This window comes from Streptomyces sp. NRRL B-24484 (assembly GCF_000717715.1).
Lineage (GTDB): Bacteria > Actinomycetota > Actinomycetes > Streptomycetales > Streptomycetaceae > Kitasatospora.
In genome coordinates, this window is the sequence record NZ_JOAI01000001.1 from 80,436 (window position 1) to 99,890 (window position 19,455).

The following is a 19,455-nucleotide window of genomic DNA, read 5'->3' on the forward strand; positions in this document are numbered from 1 at the left end:
GGCGGAGTCCTGTCGGGTCACATGGGCCGCAGCACCGCTGCGCCGTGGGGGGCGAGGTGCAGGGCGGCGGTGTCGCGGGCGGTCAGCAGGTTCCGGTGAGGGCCGGACAGGGGGAGGTGCACCGGGGCGGCGGTGTGGTTGAGCACGAAGAGCAGTCCGCCGCGCCGGACGGCCTCCACTCCGTCGGGGAGGCCGGGCAGTTCGGGGTGCACACCGGCGGCGTCGGCGGCGCCGGCGAGCAGTCGCCGCAGGACGGCGGGGTCGGGCAGGGTGGCGAGGTAGTGGGCGCGGCCGTGCCGGGTGGCGGCGGGCATGCCGTCGGCGAACGAGGCGATCACCTCGGTGCCTTCGGCGAGGCGCAGCTCCTCGCTCCACAGGTCCGCGGTGCCGCCGCCGTCGAGGTCGGCGGGCGCGTCGAGCGGGCGCCATTCGAGCGGGTGGACGCCGAACAGGTCGCGCAGCCGTCCGTCCGTGCCGCCGGGACGGATCGTGTCCTGGTCGTCGGCGACACCGGTGAAGAAGCCGGCGACCAGGGTACCGCCGCGGCGTGCGTGGGCGACCAGGTTCTCGACGGCCCGGTCGGAGGCGAGGTAGAGGTTGGGGACGACGACCAGCCGGTAGCGGGTCAGGTCGGCCTCGGGATGGACGTAGTCGGCGGTGAGGTGGGCGTCCCAGAGGGCGCCGTGCCAGGCGAGGGCGAGCGGGACGAGGTCGACCCGGTCCGAGGGGCGGCCGGGCTGCTCCAGGGCCCACCAGTTCGGCCAGTCGAAGACGACGGCCACCTCCGCCCGGACGTCGGTGCCCACCACCTCGGCGAGCAGCGGGAGTTCGCGGCCGAGCGCGCGGACGGCCCGGTGCTGCGGAGTGTCCGCCCCCGCGTGCGGCAGCAGCGCGGAGTGGAACTTCTCGGCGCCCTGCCGGGAGGCCCGCCACTGGAAGAAGCAGAGGCCGTCGGCGCCGCGGGCGACGGCCTGCAGCGCCTCCAGACGGAGCCGCTCGGCCGGCTTGGCCCGGTTGACGCCGCGCCAGTTGACGGCGGACGCGGCCATCTCCATCTGCAGCCAGGGACCGCCGGCCTGGGAGCGGGTCATGTCCTGGCCGATCGAGGCGCGGACGACGGCCCGCGGGTCCGCCGGGTCGGGGTAGGCGTCGAGCGAGACGACGTCCTGCTCGGCGGCGAAGGCCCAGCAGTCCACGTGCGGGTAGAGGGTCATGGAGTTGGTGGTGACCGGCAGGTCGGGGCTGTGCCGGCGCAGCACGTCGCGTTCGGCGGTGAAGCACTCCAGCAGCACGTCGGAGCAGAACCGGCGGAAGTCCAGCACCTGCGCCGGGTTGGGCAGGTAGGGGGCGGCGAGCGGCGGCCCGACGGTGGACCAGCTGCTGTGCTGCTGGCTCCAGAAGGCGGTGCCCCAGGCCTCGTTGAGGGCGGCCAGGCCGCCGTGCCGCCTGCGCAGCCAGTCCCGGAAGCGCTCGGCCGTCTCCTCGCAGTGGCAGACCGGCCCGTACTCGTTGTTGACGTGCCACATCCGGACGGCCGGGTGGCGGCCGAACGCGGCGGCGAGGTCCTCGACCAGGGCGAGCGCGTGGCGGCGGTAGTCGGCGGAGGACGGGCACCACTGGTTGCGCGAGCCCCAGTGCAGGCGGGTGCCCTCGGCGGTGACCGGCAGGGTGCCGGGATGGAGCTCGCCGAGCCAGGGCGGCGGGGAGGCGGTGGGGGTGGCCAGGCAGACCTCGATCCCGCCTTCGTGCAGCAGGTCGAGGACGCGCCGCAGCCAGCCGAACTCCCGTGCGCCCGGGACGGGTTCCAGTCGGGCCCAGGAGAAGACGCCGACGGTCGCGGTGGTGACGCCGGCCTCGCGCATCAGCCGGACGTCCTCGGCCCAGGTCTCCTCGGGCCACTGCTCGGGGTTGTAGTCGCCGCCGAACAGGATCCGGCCACGGGTGGTGTCGGCGAGGGACGGCACGGGGGGTCCTTTCGAACGGCGGCGGGTGGTCGGTCGGCCTCTCGCTGCTCAGCCCTTGACGGCGCCGATCAGCATGCCCTTCTGGAAGTGCTTCTGGACGAACGGGTAGACGCAGACGACCGGCACCAGGGCGATCACCATGACCGCCATCTGCACCGAGAGCCCGGGCACCGCACCGGTGTTGATCGCCTGCGACATGCCGGTGGGGGCCTGGTGGCGCAGCACGAAGGAGTTGAGCACGTTCTGCAGCGGGTAGCGGCTCTGGTCGTTGAGGTAGAGCGAGGCGTTGAACCAGGAGCTCCAGTACCCCACCGCGTAGAACAGCGAGATGACGGCGACGACCGCGCGGGAGAGCGGCAGCACGACCTGCCACAGGATCCGCCACTCGCCGGCGCCGTCGATCCGGGCGGCGTCGACGAGTTCGGGGGCGGTGCCCATGAAGAAGGAGCGCAGCACGAGCAGGTTGAACACCGAGACGCAGCCGGGCAGGATCAGCGACCAGTAGCTGTCCATCAGGCCGAGGTTCTGGATCAGCAGGTAGCCGGGGATCAGGCCGGCGCCGAAGAACATCGTGATCATCATCATGGCGAGGATCGGCCGGTGCGCGAAGCTGCCGGGCCGGGAGAGGCCGTAGGCGGCGAGCACCGACACGGTCATCGAGACGGCCGTGCCGACCAGGGTGATGCCGGTGCTGACCAGCACGGCCCGGGTGACGGCGCCGCCGGAGAGCACCTCGGCGTAGGCGCGGACGGTCAGGTGCCCGGGCACGACGACCAGGCCTCCGGCGTCGGTGACGGTCGCGGCGTCGGAGAGGCTGGTGACGACGACCACCCAGAGCGGGCCGAGGACGAGCAGGCAGATGCCGGTCAGGGTGAGGCCCTTGAGGCCCTTGCCGACGGGCCCGGCCTCCTCCTCCCAGGCGGGGCGGGCGCCGGGCTCGGAGGGGCGGAGTCCGGCCGCGGCGGCCGGGTGCGCGGTGGTCGGCTGTACGGGGTCCACGGGTGCGGTGGTCACTTGGCGTACACCCCCTGCTCGCCCAGCTTGTGGGCGGCCTTGTTGGCCAGCAGCACCATGCCGAGACTGAACAGGCCCTTCACCAGGCCGGCCGCCGCCGCGTAGCTGAAGTCTCCGCTGCGGATGCCGCGGAACCAGACGTAGGTGTCGAGCACCTCGGAGACGCCGACGCCGACCGCGTCGCGCTGCAGCAGGATCTGCTCGAAGCCGACGGAGAGCGAGTCGCCGACCCGCAGCACCAGCAGCAGTGCGATGACCGGGCGCAGCGCGGGCAGGGTGACGTGCCACATCCGCCGCCAGCGGCCGGCGCCGTCGACGGCGGCGGCCTCGTACAGCTCGTCGGAGACGGCGCTGAGCGCGGCGAGGAAGACGATGACGCCCCAGCCGGCGTCCTTCCAGACGGACTGGGCGGTGAGCAGGTACTTGAAGAGCGTGGGGTCGGTCATCAGGTCGAAGCCCTCGACGCCGTGCCGGCGCAGCAGTTGGGCGATCAGGCCGGCGCCGCCGAGCATCTGCTGGAAGACCGTGACGACGAGCACCCAGGAGAAGAAGTGCGGCAGGTAGAGGACGCTCTGCACGAGGGTGCGCAGCCGGCCGCTCATCACGCTGTTGAGCAGCAGCGCGAGGGCGATCGGGATCGGGAAGAACAGCAGCAGCTGGACGGCGGTGATGGAGAGGGTGTTGCCGACCACCTCCCAGAAGCGCGCGTCGCCGAAGACGGCGGCGAAGTTCTCGAAGCCGACGAAGGCGCTGCCGGTGATGCCGCCGCCGTAGACGTCGTAGTCCTGGAAGGCGACGACGTTGCCGAGCAGGGGTACGTAGGTGAAGACCAGGAGCAGGCCGACGGCGGGCAGGGTCATCAGCAGCAGGGTGCGGTCGCGGCGCAGCCGCTGCCTGCGGGTGATGCCGTGCCGGGGTGCGGCGGGCCCTGCGGGTCGGCTGTCGGCGGGTGGGGCCGGCGGCGGTGCCGGCCGGTCGGCTGCTGGGGCCCTGCTGGTCATGGTGGGTGCTCCGCCCTGGCCGCCGGTGCGATGCGCCACCGGGCGGCCGTAGTGCATGTCGTGGGGTGCGCCGGCGCGGCCGGCGCGCGGGTCAGCTGGCGGACTTGTCGAGGATGTCCTGGTAGAAGGCGCGCAGTTCCTCGCCGCCGTTCTTGCGCCAGTTGTCGACCGCGTCCTTGACGTCGGAGATCTTCTTGCGGTTGCGCACGACGTCCTTCTGCAGGTCGTCGAACGGGGTGTAGAGCGAGGCGTAGCGGCTCGGCTCCTGGATCTGCATCGCGTAGAAGAGCGGCTTCTTGGCGAAGGCCATCATCCGGCCCATCCAGTTGGCGAAGTCGGTGGCGGCCTGCGGCTGGTCGGGCCAGGCGATGGTGGCGGCCGGCGAGGCGAGGAACTCGTAGGAGGAGATGACCTCCTTGGTGCCGAGGTCGGTCTGGACGGGGGTGCCGGAGGCGTCGCGGTTGTAGTGGACGCCCTCGACGCCGAACTTCTCCAGCACGAACTCCTTGCTGCCGAACGGCGCGGCGGCGTAGTCGGCGACGGCGAGCAGTTCCTCGATCTTCTCGGCGGGCAGCTTGGCGGAGAGGAAGCTGAAGATGCCGGCCGGGTTGCCGATGTAGAGCTCAAGCCTGCCGCCGTCGTGGGCGAAGAAGTCCATCGGCTTGATGCGGAACTTCGGGTTGGCCTTGGCCTGTTCGTTCATCATGCCGCGCATGACGTCGCCGTCGTTCATGATGAGCGACTGGCCGGAGGTGAAGCGGGTCTTGGCGTCGTTGGCCTTGCCGGCGACGGAGTCGGGGTGGACGCTGCCCTGGGCGTAGAGCTTCTGCGTCCAGGAGAGCGCCTCGATGTACTCGTCGGTCTCGACCAGGTGGACGAGCTTGCCGTCCTGCTGCTTCCAGTAGCCGGGCATCGTGCCGGGGACGCAGTTGAACATGACCTGCGCCGTCCACCACATGTCCTCGCAGGCCCAGACCTTGGCGGTGGGGCTGGTGATCTCCTTGGCGAGGGCGAGGAACTCGTCGGCGGTCTTCGGCAGCGTCCAGCCCTTCTCGGCGAAGACGTCGGCCCGGTAGTAGGGGACGACGCCGCCGAGCGGGCGGTTGGGCATCGGCAGGCCGCGCAGCTTGCCGCCGAACATGCACATCTTCCAGGCGTCGGTGGGGATCGCGGCGAGGTTGGGGTACGTCTTGGCCTTGTCGCCGGAGAGGTGCGGGCCCAGGTCGGCGGCCTTGGCGCTGATGGCGTTGGGGATCTGACCGTTGATGTTCCAGCCGGGGACGCAGAACAGGTCGGGGATGCTGTCGCCGGCGAGCACCGCGCCGAGCTTGTCCTGGTAGGTGACGCCGTCCTGCAGCTGCCAGTTCACCCTGATGCCGAGCGCCTCGTCCATCGCGGCGAAGTACTTGCTGCCCTTGCCCGGGTCGGAGCCCCAGAGCGGGGTGAAGAAGGTGTACGAGCCGCCCTTGCCGGGCTTGTCGGCGACGGAGGCCTTGAGTTCGGCGGGGAACTTCAGGAAGGCCGGGGTGGAGCCGTTCGCGCCGGGGATGTCCGGGGTGACGAGGGTGGAGGCGGCGAAGGCGGGCAGGGCGTTCTGCAGGGCGCTGCCGGTGGCGACACCGCCCTTGCCGCCGGTGCGGCCGGTGCCGGAGGAGCAGGCCGTCAGCAGGCCGCCGCCGGTGACCGCGGCGGCTGCGGCGACGGCGGTGCCGAGGAAGCCTCGGCGGGACGGGCGGGGGGCGGAGCCGACTCTGTCAGCGCTGGTCATGGCGGGTGGGGCCCTTCGTCGTGAGGTGGGGCGGGCACGGTGCGGCCGGTACGGGGCGGCCGGCGGCTCGGCCGCGCCCGGCCGGCGGCGTCCCCGGGTGCGGCTGGGTGGTGGGAGCTTCCGCGGCGGGCCGCGGGGTGTGGCGGCGGTGCGGGGCGGTCCGGGGCGGTACGGGGGCGGTACGGGGGGTGGCGCAGAAGGGCGCCCCGGCGGTGCGGCGGGGGGTCCGGCCGTACTGTCGAAGCGCTTCAACGTGGCGCCGAGGCTAGGCCAGCCGCGGCCGTCGCACAAGGGTTTGCACGTGCTTCACGGTTCAGGACTTGACGGCGACACAGGCCGTGCGACCGCTTCGGGACAGCCACCTGCGACCCTGTCGAATCGGTCTGGACCAGCGGGAACACCGTAAGCGGCGGACCCGGGACGGCGACCGGCCGTCTTGACAGCCTGCGACGCCACTGCCAATTTCGAAGCGCTTCGACCGACCACCTCATGAAGCATCAGCTCCGCCCCCGTGCCGCACCGGAGGACCATCCATGCCCGACGCCCCTTACCGCGACGCCCGGCTGCCCGCCCGCCGGCGGGTCGAGGACCTCCTGGCGAGGCTCACCACCGACGAGAAGATCGCCCTGCTGCACCAGCACGCGCCCGCCGTCCCCCGGCTCGGACTGGCCGCCCACACCACCGGCACCGAGGCGCTGCACGGCGTGTCCTGGCTCGGCCCGGCCACGTCCTTCCCGCAGGCGGTCGGCCTCGGCGCCACCTGGGACCGCGCGCTGCTGCGCCGGGTCGGCGAGGCGGTCGCCACCGAGGTCCGCGCCTTCCACGAGCGGCCCGCCGCGCCCGGCCGCGCCCGGATCGGCCTCAACGTCTGGGCGCCCGTGGTCAATCCGCTGCGCCACCCGCTCTGGGGCCGCAACGAGGAGGGCTACGCCGAGGACCCGCTGCTGACCGCCGAACTCGCCACCGCCTACACCGGCGGCCTGCGCGGCGACCACCCCGTGCACTGGCGCACCGCGCCCACCCTCAAGCACTTCCTCGGCTACAACAACGAGACCGACCGCACCACCAGCTCCTCCGACCTGCCGCCGCGCGTCCTGCACGAGTACGAACTGCCGTGCTACCGCGGCCCGGTGGAGGCCGGTGCGGTGGCCGCCGTGATGCCCTCGTACAACCTGGTCAACGGCCGGCCCGCGCACCTCACCCCCTACCTGAAGGAGGAGCTGCGGCAGTGGAAGAACGGCGCCGACCTGCTGGTCTGCAGCGACGCCGAGGCGCCGTCCAACCTGGTGGCCGCCCAGCGGTGGTCCGCCGACCACGCCGAGGCGCACGCCGCCGCGCTGCGTGCCGGGGTGGACAGCTTCACCGACCACGGCACCGACTCCCCCGTCACCACCGCCCGGCTCACCGAGGCACTGCGGCGCGGCCTGATCACCGAGGCGGAGATCGACGCCGCGGTCGGCCGGCAGCTGCTGATGCGGATCAACTGCGGCGAACTCGACCCGGAGCTCGACCCGTACGCCGGCACCGGCCAGGACGTGGTCGGCTGCGAGGCGCACCGCCGGCTCGCCCGGCAGGCCGCCCGGCAGGCCGTGGTGCTGCTGCGCAACGAGGGCGGCCTGCTGCCGCTGCCCGCCGACGGCACCCTCGCCGTGCTCGGTCCGCTCGGCGACGACGTGCTGCGCGACTGGTACAGCGGCTCGCTGCTGCACCGCACCACCCTGCTCGACGCCCTGCGCGAACGGCTCGGCGCCGACCGGGTGCTGTACGCCGACGGCCTGGACCGGATCGCACTGCGCTCCGCCGCCACCGGCCGCTACCTCTCGGCCGCCCCCGACGGCACCCTCGCCGTCTCGGCCGGGCACGTCGGCGGGCACGAGGGCTTCGCCGTCCAGGACTGGGGCCACGGCGTCACCACCCTGCAGGCCCACGACGGCCGCTACCTGACCAAGGACGGCTACGGACTGCTCGCCGCCACCGCCGACCACCCCGACGAGTGGGTCGTCCAGGAGACCTTCCGGCTGGAGCGCGGCGAGGACGGCCGGGTGCGCGTCCAGCACCTCGGCAGCGGCCACTGGGTGGCCCTCGCCGCCGGCAGCGACGCCCTGACCACCCACGCGACCTCCCGCGAGCAGGCCGAGCCGTTCACCGTCCGCACCGTCTCGGCCGGTGCCGAGCGGGCCGCCGCTCTCGCCGCCGCGGCCGGCACGGTGGTCGTCGTGGTCGGCAACGACCCGCACGTCAACGGCCGGGAGACCGAGGACCGCACCGACCTGGCCCTGCCGCCGCAGCAGGAGGAGGTGCTGCGCGCGGCCCGCGCCGCCAACCCGCGGACCGTCCTCGCCCTGGTCAGCAGCTACCCGTACGCGCACGAGCGGGCCGCCGCCGACGTCCCGGCCGTGCTGTGGACGGCGCACGGCGGCCAGGAGGGCGGCGCGGCCCTCGCCGACGTGCTGCTCGGCGACCACAACCCGTCGGGCCGGCTGCCGCAGACCTGGTACCGCGCCGACCAGCCGCTGCCCGGGCTGCTGGACTACGACGTCATCACCGCCCGCAGCACCTACCTCTACCTCGACGAGGAGCCGCTGCACCCCTTCGGCCACGGCCTCTCCTACACCGAGTTCCGCTACGGCGCGCTGACCGCCGCCGTCGACGGCGACCACGCCCTCGCGGAGCTGACCGTCGCCAACCGCGGCCCCCGCGCCGGCGCCGAGGTCGTCCAGCTGTACGGCCGTGCGCACGACGCCCCGGTCGCCACCCCGCTGCGGCGGCTGGTCGGCTTCGAGCGGATCGAGCTCGCCCCGGGCGAGGAGCGGCGGGTCGCCTTCCGCGTCGCGCTCACCGCGCTCGGCCGCTTCGACCCGGGGCACGGCCGCTGGACGGTCGACCCGGGCCGGTACACCCTCGCCGCCGGCGCCTCCAGTGCCGACCTGCGGGCCGCCGCCGAGCTCGCCCTGACCGGCCCGCCCGTACCGCCCCGCCCCGGGCTCGCAGGCCCGATCGCCGCCCGGGACTTCGACGAGGCGGCGGGCGTCCGGCTGGTCGAGCGCACCCGCGGGGGCGGCGAGGCGGTGGCGGGCGGAGGCGCCGCCCCGGCCCGACTCGGCTACCGCGCCGTGGACTTCGGCGACGGCGCGACCCGCGCCGAGCTCACCGTCGCCCGCGGGGCGGCCGGTCCGGCCGCCGTCGAGCTGCACCTGGCCGGCGCGGTCACCCGGATCGAGGTGCCCGGCACCGGCGGCCGGCACGCCTGGACGACCGTCCGGGCCGACCTCGCCGCGCCCGCCAAGGGTGTCCACGAGCTGCGGATCGTGCTGCGCGGCACACTGCGGCTGGCCGAGGTCGCCTTCGGCTGAGCCGAGTGCCGGCCCCGCGGCGGTCGTTGCGGGGCCGGCACTTGGCGATCCGCGCACGGATCGCGCACGGAGGGTGCACGGACCGTCCGAGCCCTCCCCGGGCGCGCACCCGCTCCGGCAGGATCGGCCCCCATGACCGCCAGGATTCTCATTCACACCCGCAACCTGCTCTTCCCGCACGAGTCCGTCGTGGACGGCGTGCGCGCGCTGCGCGAACTCGGCGCGGACCACGGCTTCGACGTGGACGCCACCGACCAGCCCTCGGAGTTCCGCCCGGGCTCGCTGCGCCGCTACGCCGCCGTGGTCTTCCTCTCCACCGGCGGCGACGTGCTGGACGAGCCGGGCCGGGACGCCCTGCGGGCCCACCTCGGCGCCGGGAACGGCTGGATGGGCGTGCACTGCGCGGCCGGCACCGAGATGGAGTGGCCCTGGTACGAGGGCCTGGTCGGCGCCCGCTTCCACAGCCACCCGCCGATCCAGACCGCCACCGTCCGCACCGCCGACAGCGGCCACCCGGCCACCTCCCACCTGCCGCCCAGCTGGACGTGGACCGACGAGTGGTACAACTTCCGCACCGACCCCCGGGAGCTCGGCGTGCGGGTGCTGCTCACCGTGGACGAGGACGGCTACGAGGGCGGGCTGATGGGCCCCGGCCACCCGATCGCCTGGTCCGGCGAGCACGACGGCGCCCCCACCTTCTATACCTCGATCGGCCACGCGCCGGAGGCCTACCGGGACGCCTGCTTCCGGGCGCACCTGCTGGGCGGTGTCCGGCATGCGCTCGGCGAGAAGTGAGAGATGCCCGGTTTGACCGATTTCCTGTGAGAGGCTGGCGGGCGCCGCAGTCGGACGAGCCCGAGGAGCAGCCCCGATGTACGCCATCCACAGCCCGCTGCCCGACGCCGACCGCACCACGGTCGGCGAGGCGCTGCAGGGAGCCCTGGTTGACCTGGTCGACCTCTCACTGGTCGGCAAGCAGTTGCACTGGAACGTGGTGGGCCCGCGCTTCCGCTCCGTCCACCTGCAGCTGGACGAGATCGTCGCGCTCGCCCGGCAGCACGCCGACACGGTGGCCGAGCGGGCCGCCGCGATCGGCTTCCCACCGGACGGCCGGGCGCGGACCGTCGCCGACAGCAGCGGCATCACCGCCCCCGCCTCGGGCCCCGTCCAGGACGACGACACGGTGGCGGCCCTGGTCTCCGCCCTCGGCGCGGTGATCGCCCGGATGCGGCAGCGGATCGCGGCCACCGCCGAGCCGGACCCGGTCAGCCAGGACATCCTGATCGGCCTCACCGCCGACCTGGAGAAGTACTCCTGGATGGCGCAGGCCGAGCACACCGACTGAGCCCGCCGCGGTGCGGGGCCGCGCGGGGACCGCCCCGCGCGGCCCCGCTACAGCCGCTCCCCCGGCACCGCCGCGTACGCCGCCCGCAGCGCCGACACCACCGGGTGCGCCACCGCCAGCGGCGTCCCGTCGACGGCCGCCACCGGCCGCACCCCGACGGCGGCGTTGGTCGCGAAGGCGGCCTCGAAGCCCGCCGCACCGGTGATCCGCTCGGCCCGCCACGGGTGGGCGGCCTGCAGCAGTTCCATGGTGGTGCCGCGCAGCTGATCGGCCGTCGGCCAGACGACCTCCGCGCCGCGGACGAAGCCGATGTTCCAGGTGCCGCCCTCGGAGACCGCCCCGGAGGCGTCGGTGAAGAGGGCGTCGTCGTAGCCGGCCGCCTGCGCCGCCCGCCGCTCGCGCAGCGCCCCGAACAGGCCGACCCCCTTGACGTGCGGCGCGTCCCGCTCGTACCGGACGGTCCGCACCCGCAGCGGCGGCAGCTGGGCCGGCCCGGCCGGACGGGTCGTCACCAGCACCCGCGGGCTCGCCGCGGCGCCGATCCGGCCGAGGTCCAGCTCCGGGTCGAAGACGGTCACCCGCACCGTCGCGGCCCCGGCCGTCGGCGCCGCCCGGCGCGCGTACGCCCGGACGCGCTCCAGGTCGAGGGCGGTGCCGAACAGTTCGCGGCAGTCCCGCTCCAGCCGGGCGAGGTGCAGCCCGAGGCCCCTGACCAGGCCGTCCTCCACCAGCACGGTGGTGAAGTGCCCGTAGTTGGTGAGCGCCAGGGCCTGCAGCTGTGCGGCCGTGGCCGGCCGCCCGTCGAGTTCCGCCATGCGCCCAGCATCGCAGCAGTCGCCGCGGTAGCCTCGGCTCGGCCCGGCGGGTACGGGCCGGCGGCGGCGACCGGTGAGGACGGCATGACGGCGATCGCGGTGACCGGGCACCTGGACCTCTCCGACCGGACGGTGCCGCTGGTGCGGGAGGAGCTGCGGGCGCTGCTCGCACCGCACCGCGCAGCCGGGTTGACGGGCCTCTCCTGCCTTGCCCCCGGGGCGGACTCGCTCTTCGCCGAGGAGGTGCTCGCCGCCGGGGGGCGCCTGGTCGCCGTCCTGCCCTCGGCGCGCTACCGCCGCTGGCTGGCCGAGCCGGACCGGCCGCGGTACGACCGGCTGCTCGGCCGCGCCGCCGAGGTGGTGGTGCTGCCGCACCGGGAGCAGTCCGACGCCGCCTACCAGGCCGCCAATGCCGAACTGCTGCGCCGCGCCGACCTGGTGGTCGCGGTCTGGGACGGCCGGCCGGGGCGCGGCCTCGGCGGCACCGCCGACATGGTGGCCACCGCCCGGCGGGCCGGGGTGCCGGTGCGGGTGGTCTGGCCGGACGGCTCGGCCAGGCAGGCGGCCTGACGGTCAGCCGGGCAGGTTCTCGCGGATCCGCCGGGAGACGGTGAACTCCTGCAGGTCGAGGGTGCCCGGCGCGGGCACCAGGCCGGGGCCGCCGGCCCGCACCCACTCCACCACTTCGTCGATCATGTCCTCGGAGAGCACCCAGCCGAGCCAGACCGGCCGCCCGCCGGCCTGCCGCCCCTCGGTGGAGGGGCCGACCACGACGACGTTGGAGTGTCCGCAGGCGTCCAGGCAGTCCACCGCGCGGACCTTGCCCGCCGTGCCGATCCCCTCGCGCAGCCGGGCCAGCTGGCCCTGGTGGTCGACGCCGGGGTGCTTGGCCGTCGTGCCGCAGCAGCAGCCCCGGCAGACGGTGACGGTGACCGGTGCGGCCGCGGCGGGCGGCTGGCTGCGGGGACGACGGGCCATGGGTTCCCTCCCTGGTGCCCGCCGCCGCGCACCGCCGAACGGGTGACGGCTCCGAGGACGGCGGACCGGTACGAACGGCGCCGCCGGAACGGTCGGCACCCGGGGAGATTCTGCCGCAGCGGGCCGCCGGCTCGGCGCGCGACCCCGGACGGGGATGCATATGGTGATCGCACCATCACGCTCCGCGCACCGTCGCGGCCGCGCCCGCGGCCGCCCCCGCGGACGACGAGAGGAACCCCCGTGACCACAGCCAGTGACATCATGCACCGCGGCGCCCAGTGCATCGACGCCGACCAGACTCTGATGGCCGCCGCGAAGATGATGCGCGACATGGAGGTCGGCGCCCTGCCCATCTGCGGCCCGGACGGGATGCTCAAGGGCATCATCACCGACCGGGACATCGTGGTGAAGTGTCTGGCGGCCGGCAAGGACCCGTCCACCATGATGGCGATGGACCTGGCCGGCCACCTGCACTGCGTGAAGGCCGACGACGACATGGAGGCGGTGCTCAAGAAGATGGAGCAGCACCAGATCCGCCGGATGCCGGTGATCGAGAACGGCCGCCTGGTCGGCATGATCAGCGAGGCCGACCTCGCGATGGGCCACCGCGACGGCCAGCGCCTGACCGACCGTCAGATCATCGAGTTCATGGACAGCATCTACGTGAGCCGCTGACGCCGCGACGCACCCCGGGGCGCGGAGGACCGCAGGGTCCGCCGCGCCCCTCGGGCGTCAGCCGGTCGCCGCCGCCGCGGCCCGGCCCGCGGCCCGGCCGGAGAAGAGGCAGCCGCCGAGGAAGGTGCCCTCCAGGGCGCGGTAGCCGTGCACGCCGCCGCCGCCGAAGCCGGCCGCCTCGCCGGCCGCGTACAGGCCGTCGAGCACGCCGCCGTCGGCGCGCAGCACCCGCGAGGAGAGGTCGGTCTCCAGCCCGCCGAGCGACTTGCGGGTGAGGATGTTGAGCCGGACGGCGATCAGCGGGCCGGCCTTGGGGTCGAGCAGGCGGTGCGGGGACGCGGTGCGGATCAGCTTGTCGCCGAGGTAGCGGCGGGCCCCGTGGACGGCGGTGACCTGGAGGTCCTTGGAGAACGGGTTGGCCATCTCGCGGTCCCGGGCCTCGACCTCGCGGCGCAGCTCGGCGGCGTCGATCGGCGACTCGGGCGTCCTGGCGTTCATGCCGCGGACGAGCTCGTCCAGGGTGTCGGCGACGACGAAGTCCACGCCGTGCTCCTTGAACGCCTCGACCGGACCGGTGGCGCCGGGCAGCGCCCGGCCGAGCACGCCCTTGATGGACTTCCCGGTGAGGTCGGGGTTCTGCTCGGAGCCGGAGAGGGCGAACTCCTTCTCGATGATCTTCTGGGTGAGCACGAACCAGGTGTGGTCGTACCCGGTGGTCATGATGTGTTCGAGGGTGCCGAGGGTGTCGAAGCCGGGGAAGAGCGGGACGGGCAGCCGGCGGCCGCGGGCGTCCAGCCAGAGCGAGGACGGGCCGGGCAGGATGCGGATGCCGTGCATCGGCCAGATCGGGTCCCAGTTCTGGAGGCCCTCGGTGTAGTGCCACATGCGGTCGCCGTTGATCAGGTGGCCGCCGGCGTCCCCGGCGATGCCGAGCATCAGGCCGTCGACGTGGGCGGGCACGCCGGAGAGCATCCGCTCGGGCGGGGTGCCGAGCCGGGCGGGCCAGGCCTTGCGGACCAGGTCGTGGTTGCCGCCGATGCCGCCGGAGGCCACGATCACGGCCTGCGCCCTGAGTTCGAAGGAGCCGGCGACCTCGCGGGAGCTGGACTCGCCGCGCTTGGCCGCGCTGGGGACGAGGATCTCGCCGCTGACGGTGTCCAGGGTGCCGCCGGTCGCGGCGAGCGCGGTGACCCGGTGACGGAAGCGGAAGTCGACCAGCCCCTTGCCGGCCGCGGCCTTGACCCGGCGGGCGAAGGGCTCGACCAGGCCGGGGCCGGTGCCCCAGGTGATGTGGAAGCGCGGCACCGAGTTGCCGGGGCCGGTGGCGGTGAGGCCGCCGCGCTCGGCCCACCCGACCACCGGGAAGAATCGCACCCCGCGCTCGTGCAGCCAGGCGCGCTTCTCGCCCGCGGCGAAGTCGACGTACGCCTCGGCCCAGCGGCGCGGCCAGGCGTCCTCGGGGCGGTCGAAGCCGGCGGTGCCGAGCCAGTCCTGCCAGGCGAGGTCGCGGGAGTCCCGGATGCGCATGCGGCGCTGCTCGGGCGAGTCGACCAGGAAGAGACCGCCGAAGGACCAGTGGGCCTGACCGCCGAACGAGGCGGCGGGCTCCTGGTCGAGGAGGATCACCTTGCGGCCCGCCTCGGCCAGTTCGGCGGTGGCGACCAGGCCGGCGAGGCCCGCTCCGATCACGATCACGTCGGCGTCGAGTGCCATCCGGGCGGTCCTCCAGGGCTGGGAGCGGCTTGTCGATCTCGGTGTGACCAGCATGGTGCGCCCCTGGCCGGGCGCAGGTCAACCGGCCGGTAACCCCACCGCCGGAATTTCGCTCCACCGAGTAGTGGAAATGCCGAACGCTTCACCGTGGAGCGTAATTCGGGGCGCGATCCGACGGAATTCCGGGCGCGAATTGAGCGTCGAATATCTGGACAACTGCGTTAACGTGCCAGTAACTTACTGGACAGTAACGCCCCCACCCCTGCCCCGTTTCTCTTCCCCAGGAGGAACCGTGTTCAGCCGTGCCCTGAAGCGCTCGTCCGTCCTGGTCGGCGCCGTCCTCGCGAGCACCGCCGCGGGACTGCTCGGCGCCCCCGCCGCGAACGCCGCGGACGCGGGCGGCGACTACGTCGCCCTCGGAGACTCGTACGCGGCCGGCGCCGGCGTCCCCTCGCAGTACGCCGGGCTCTGCCTGCGGTCGAGCAGGAACTACGGCCACCTGGTCGCAGCCGAACTCGGCAGTGCCAGTTACCGCGACGCGACCTGCGGCGCCGCCAAGGTCTCCGACCTGACGGAGGCCCAGTACGACGCGTTCATCCGGGTCAACGACCCGCAGCTCGACTCCGTCTCGGCCGGCACCGACCTGGTCACCCTCGGCATCGGCGGCAACGAGCTCGGCACCTCCGACCTCGGCATCGGCGACGTCATCGCCACCTGCATGGCGGGCGCCGTGGTCAACCCCTTCGGCACCCCCTGCAAGGACGTCTACGCCCACGGCCACTGGGACTTCCGCACCTGGTCCTGGCAGTGGGGCGAGGACACCCTGGTCAACCGGATCGACGCGGCCGGCCCGCAGGTCGCCGCCGCCCTGCAGAAGATCCACGCCAAGGCGCCGCACGCCAAGGTGCTGCTGGTCGGCTACCCGTCGGTGCTGCCCGACAACGAGCGCAACTGCATCGGCCGCCAGCCCATCACCACCGGCGACGTCGCCTACCTGCGCGGCATCCTGCACCGGCTGAACGACAAGCTCGCCGCCACGGCCGCCGCCAACGGCGCGACCTACGTCGACACCCTCACCCCCACCCGCGGCCACGACGTCTGCTCCGACGACCGCTGGATCGAGGGCGCCCTGCCCGGCTCCCCCGCCGTGCCCTTCCACCCCAACGCCACCGGCGAGAAGGTGATGGCCCGGGCCGTCCTCGCCGCACTCGGCAAGTAGCGGCGGCCGGCCGACGCCTGAGGGTGCCCGGCACCCTCAGGCGTTCACCGTGAGGGCACGCGCCAGGCGGTCGAGCCACTCCCCGGGGGCGCCCGGCAGCCCCTGCGGGTCGACCCGGCAGTGCGGCAGGTCCGCCGGACCCACGGGGTGCGGCGCACTGCGCAGCACCCGGCTCAGCAGGCGGGCGTCCAGCGCGGTGGCCGGGTGTTCGGCGAGCAGCACCGCGTCGTGGAGGTCCTTGCCGCGGGCGGTGCCGCCGCCGGTGCCCTCGGCGAGCAGCCACAGCAGCTTCCAGGCGAGCGACAGCTCTCGGCTCGCGGTGGGCAGGACGGCGGGCGGCCCGCCGTCGGCGCGCGGTATCGCGGTGAACACCGGGGGCTCGGGCAGCGGTTCGTCCCACGCGAAGTCGATCCGCAGGGCGCCCGACGGGAGCCCGGCGGCCGTCCACGGGACGGTCAGCCGCAGGCCGGTGGCGCCGCCGTAGAGGTCGTAGTGGCCGCCGAGGCCCTCGTGCCGGGCGGCCCCGGCGTCGAGCCGCAGGCCGGGCGCCGCCCCGGGCTCGTCGCGCAGCCGGTCGAGCAGGTCGCCGTACGGCACGTCCTCCGGCTCGGTGTCGTACAGCCAGTGCAGGCCCTCGGGCGGGAGCCGGACGCGCGGGCCGCGCGGCTCGGCGCCCTCCGGGTCCCAGGGTTCGGCGGCGCCCGCGCCGTGCGCGGTCTCCGGATCGCAGAGCACGGCGTCGGCGGTGTCGAGGTGCGGGTACGGGTCCAGCGGGTCGATCGGCACCGCGGGAACGGGACGCAGCACGAAGTCGAGGTCGGCGGGCAGCCGGGCGGTGTCCGGGCACCAGGCGGCGAGGACGGCACTGCCGCGCAGCACCAGGCCGTCGATCCACGGTGCGTCGGCGACGGTCGCGAGCACGTGGTCGAGCACGGCCCGGTGGGCCTCGGCGGTCGTCCGGCTGGTCACGGGCGCACGCTAGCGGCCGGCGCCGACAGCCGGACGGCCGGGGAACGCCGGCGGGGCGCCGCCCCCGGGGGAAGGCCCCGGGCCCCCCCCCGCCGTTCAGCCGCGGGTCACGGCTTGATGCGCACGATCTGCGGGTCGTGGTCGCTCGCCTGGGCGGCGAACTCGCTGTTGATGTGCACCACGTCGTAGTCGACGTGCTGGCGCTTCAGGCCGGGGCTGACCAGGATGTGGTCGAGCACCTGGGAGTTGCCCTGGTAGACGTACGAGTAGCGCTCGGAGGCCGGCAGCTCGTTGACCAGGTCGCGGAGCACGCCGCCCTCGGTGAGGGTCTGCAGCGCGGGCGAGAACTGGTAGTCGTTGAAGTCGCCGAGGGACACCACGCGGGCGTTCGGGTCGGCGGCGAGCAGCTTGGCCACGAAGGCGTGCTCGACGGCGGCCTGCTTGGTCCGCTGCACCTCGGAGCTGCGGGTCGGGGCCTGGAAGCGGCTGTCGATGCCCTGGTCGCCGCCCTTGCTGTTGAAGTGGTTGGCGATCACGAAGACCGGCTTGCCCTTGAACGAGAACTGGCCGACCAGCGGCTTGCGGCTGGTGGTCCAGGCCTCGTTGCCCGGGTCGATGCGGCCCGGGGAGGCGGTCAGCGCGGTGGCCTTGCCGGTGCCGGTGACGTCGACCGCGGTGGTGGCGTCGCCGCCCGGGATGTCGGTGAAGGATATCCGGGCGGGGTTGAAGAGGAAGCCCTGGCGGATGTTGCCGCCGGGCTCGCCGCCGTCCTTGCCGTCGACCGGGTCGATGGAGCGCCACTCGTAGGCCGGGCCGCCGGCGGCCTTGATGGCCGCGACGAACTTGGCGACGGTGGCGCCGGCGGTGACGGTGCCGTCGTTGACCGCACCGTTGTCGTCCTGGATCTCCTCGAGGGCGACCACGTCGGGCGAGCGCAGGTTGGTGACGATGCCCTGGGCGAGCTGGGCGAACTTCTCGTCCGGGTCGGACGGGTCGAGGTTCTCCACGTTGTACGTGGCGATGGTGGCCTCGCTCGGCAGCGGGCGGGCGGTGACCTCGCGCCCCAGCCCGTTGTCCTTGAGCGCGCCCATCGTGGTGGCCGCGACGGTGTAGCCGCCGAACTGGTTGTAGTCGAGCGGGCCGGCGGTGGTGCCGGTGAGGCGGTCGCCCACGTCGGCGACCGGGAAGGCGCCGTCGGCGGCCGGGATCAGCGACTGCACCATCAGGCGGCCGGTGTTGGGCTTGTCGTAGCCGAGGTAGACGACGCCGCCGCGGCGGGTGGCCGGGTCCTCGCAGGCGGCGTCCACCCACAGCTCGTTGTACTTGTCGGTGGCCTGGACGACGCGGGCGTCGGCGACCTCGACCCGCATGCCCTCCAGCGACTCGTACAGGTCGAGCGCGTACGTCGCGGGCTGCAGCGGCAGGTTCTCGATGGTGGCGCCGGCGGCCTCGGGGGCGTAGGCGGCGGGGATGCTGCGGCTGTCCAGGCGGACGGCGGCGGGCAGCGGGTTGCCGGAGGAGAGCACGGTGGTCTTCGGCGCGCTCAGCTCGGTGACGGACTGGCTGCCGCCGGTGAACGACGGGTAGTACTCGGTGACCTTCGCGGTGACCAGCACCGAGTCGCCGACCGCGACCGTCGGGGCGGCGCTGCCGGTGTAGACGAAGATCGCCTCGCTGGTGGCCGGGTCGGCGTCCGGAGTGGCGTCCTGGATCCAGAAGCCCTTGGAGCCGGTGGTGCGCACGCCGGTGACGATGCCGGGGATGCCGGGGATGGTGCTGCCGGCCTTCGGGGATATCCGGGTGTTGCCCTGGATGTCGTGGATCCGGACGGTGCCGGGCTCGGTCGGGCCGGTGGAGCCGGAGCCGTCGCCGGCGTCGGCGGTCTCGCCCTTGCTGTTGACCGGGGTCGGCACGTCGGCCTTCAGGTCGGCGGCGTTGTCGTCGGTGTCGGGCAGGCCGGCGCCGCGGGCGACCGAGGCGGTGTTGCTCGCGCCGGCGGCGGAGGCGCTGCCCTCGTGGACGACGGCGGTGCCGAAGCCGACCAGGTCGCGGATCCGGGTGTCGGCGGCGCAGTCGGCGGCGGTCTTGCAGGTCAGCGGGGCGGTGCCCTGGACGAGCGCGACGGTGCCGGAGGTGCCGGAGAGGGCGAGGGTGCCGGAGGCGTCCGGGGTGGGCAGGGCGACGGTGCCGCCGGTGCCCGCGGCCTCGGCGATCAGGAAGCGGCCGCCGGGCGCGATCGCGCCGCTCAGCGGGGTGACGCTCCAGGTGCTGCTGGCACCCGGGGTGCCGGAGATGTACTGGACGCTCCAGCCGTCGAGGCCGAAGGCGGCGCCGCCCTTGTTGGCGAGCTCGATGAAGTCGTTCTTCAGCGTGGCACCGGAGTTGCCGCCGCCGCCGTAGACCTCGGAGACGACCGCGTCGGCGGAGGGCGCGGCGGTGGCGAAGGGCAGCGGCACGAGGACCAGCGAGGCCGCCACGGAGGAGGACAGCACGGTCGCGCGCAGCAGTCTCCGGCGGGAGCGGGGGTTGCGGGCGGCGGTGGTTTCGGTCACCGGGAGGGGCTCCTTAATCTGCCGGCGGACGCGGGTCCACCGCGTGCGGGCAGCACGGTCACCCGGCGGACGTGGGCTCGCCGGGTGCT

15 protein-coding genes are annotated in these 19,455 nt (G+C 74.2%); 6 read left to right on the forward strand and 9 right to left on the reverse strand.

The window, feature by feature from the left end; translation table 11 throughout:
- Positions 1–17 precede the first annotated feature (17 nt).
- The 4 genes from IE98_RS0100390 to IE98_RS0100405 all read right to left on the reverse strand — a co-directional run bounded on the left by IE98_RS0100390 (position 18) and on the right by IE98_RS0100405 (position 5,747).
- Positions 18–1,964 (reverse strand): beta-galactosidase, encoded by a 1,947-nt coding sequence (locus tag IE98_RS0100390; protein WP_030262113.1) that lies wholly within the window; start codon positions 1,962–1,964, stop codon positions 18–20.
- A gap of 48 nt (positions 1,965–2,012) precedes the next feature.
- A complete protein-coding gene (locus IE98_RS0100395) occupies positions 2,013–2,978 on the reverse strand; it encodes a carbohydrate ABC transporter permease (protein WP_030262115.1) in 966 nt (321 codons plus the stop codon).
- The gene (locus IE98_RS0100400; protein ID WP_199922847.1) at positions 2,975–3,979 is read right to left on the reverse strand and encodes an ABC transporter permease; all 1,005 of its coding nucleotides are present in this window, start codon (positions 3,977–3,979) and stop codon (positions 2,975–2,977) included. Before IE98_RS0100400 ends, IE98_RS0100395 begins: the two co-directional genes overlap by 4 nt.
- Before the next feature lie 91 nt (positions 3,980–4,070).
- Positions 4,071–5,747, reverse strand: coding sequence for an extracellular solute-binding protein (locus IE98_RS0100405; RefSeq protein ID WP_030262120.1), 1,677 nt, complete (start codon positions 5,745–5,747; stop codon positions 4,071–4,073).
- 533 nt (positions 5,748–6,280) lie between these two features.
- Here IE98_RS0100405 and IE98_RS0100410 point away from each other — a divergent pair.
- From IE98_RS0100410 to IE98_RS0100420, 3 genes are all read left to right on the forward strand, one after another.
- Positions 6,281–9,100, forward strand: coding sequence for a glycoside hydrolase family 3 protein (locus IE98_RS0100410; RefSeq protein WP_030262132.1), 2,820 nt, complete (start codon positions 6,281–6,283; stop codon positions 9,098–9,100).
- Positions 9,101–9,232: 132 nt separating this feature from the next.
- Positions 9,233–9,895 carry a ThuA domain-containing protein gene (locus IE98_RS0100415; protein ID WP_030262134.1) on the forward strand — a complete coding sequence of 221 codons (663 nt, stop codon included), beginning with the start codon at positions 9,233–9,235 and terminating at the stop codon, positions 9,893–9,895.
- A gap of 76 nt (positions 9,896–9,971) precedes the next feature.
- Complete coding sequence (locus tag IE98_RS0100420) at positions 9,972–10,445, forward strand: Dps family protein (RefSeq protein ID WP_030262137.1); 474 nt, start codon at positions 9,972–9,974, stop codon at positions 10,443–10,445.
- 47 nt (positions 10,446–10,492) lie between these two features.
- Here the strand turns inward: IE98_RS0100420 and IE98_RS0100425 are convergent, their stop codons facing one another.
- Complete coding sequence (locus tag IE98_RS0100425; protein WP_030262139.1) at positions 10,493–11,260, reverse strand: aminotransferase class IV; 768 nt, start codon at positions 11,258–11,260, stop codon at positions 10,493–10,495.
- A gap of 84 nt (positions 11,261–11,344) precedes the next feature.
- Between IE98_RS0100425 and IE98_RS0100430 the strand changes: the two genes are divergently transcribed.
- A complete protein-coding gene (locus IE98_RS0100430; RefSeq protein ID WP_030262142.1) occupies positions 11,345–11,830 on the forward strand; it encodes a hypothetical protein in 486 nt (161 codons plus the stop codon).
- A 3-nt stretch (positions 11,831–11,833) separates the two neighbouring features.
- On the opposite strand, the gene IE98_RS0100435 is transcribed toward IE98_RS0100430, so the two are convergent.
- The gene (locus IE98_RS0100435) at positions 11,834–12,238 is read right to left on the reverse strand and encodes a hypothetical protein (RefSeq protein ID WP_030262144.1); all 405 of its coding nucleotides are present in this window, start codon (positions 12,236–12,238) and stop codon (positions 11,834–11,836) included.
- Between the two features lie 240 nt (positions 12,239–12,478).
- Between IE98_RS0100435 and IE98_RS0100440 the strand changes: the two genes are divergently transcribed.
- Positions 12,479–12,913, forward strand: a complete 435-nt coding sequence (locus IE98_RS0100440; RefSeq protein ID WP_030262147.1) for a CBS domain-containing protein — start codon at positions 12,479–12,481, stop codon at positions 12,911–12,913.
- Positions 12,914–12,970: 57 nt separating this feature from the next.
- Here the strand turns inward: IE98_RS0100440 and IE98_RS0100445 are convergent, their stop codons facing one another.
- A complete protein-coding gene (locus IE98_RS0100445) occupies positions 12,971–14,626 on the reverse strand; it encodes an FAD-binding dehydrogenase (RefSeq protein ID WP_030262150.1) in 1,656 nt (551 codons plus the stop codon).
- Positions 14,627–14,918: 292 nt separating this feature from the next.
- On the opposite strand from IE98_RS0100445, the gene IE98_RS0100450 reads away from it, so the two are divergent.
- Positions 14,919–15,845: an SGNH/GDSL hydrolase family protein gene (locus tag IE98_RS0100450; RefSeq protein WP_052389954.1), complete on the forward strand. Its 927-nt coding sequence runs from the start codon at positions 14,919–14,921 to the stop codon at positions 15,843–15,845.
- A gap of 36 nt (positions 15,846–15,881) precedes the next feature.
- On the opposite strand, the gene IE98_RS0100455 is transcribed toward IE98_RS0100450, so the two are convergent.
- On the reverse strand, positions 15,882–16,814 hold the full coding sequence (locus IE98_RS0100455; RefSeq protein WP_052389955.1) for a nucleotidyl transferase AbiEii/AbiGii toxin family protein: 933 nt from the start codon (positions 16,812–16,814) through the stop codon (positions 15,882–15,884).
- A 107-nt stretch (positions 16,815–16,921) separates the two neighbouring features.
- Positions 16,922–19,366 carry an endonuclease/exonuclease/phosphatase family protein gene (locus IE98_RS0100460; protein ID WP_106976474.1) on the reverse strand — a complete coding sequence of 815 codons (2,445 nt, stop codon included), beginning with the start codon at positions 19,364–19,366 and terminating at the stop codon, positions 16,922–16,924.
- Positions 19,367–19,455 lie beyond the last annotated feature (89 nt).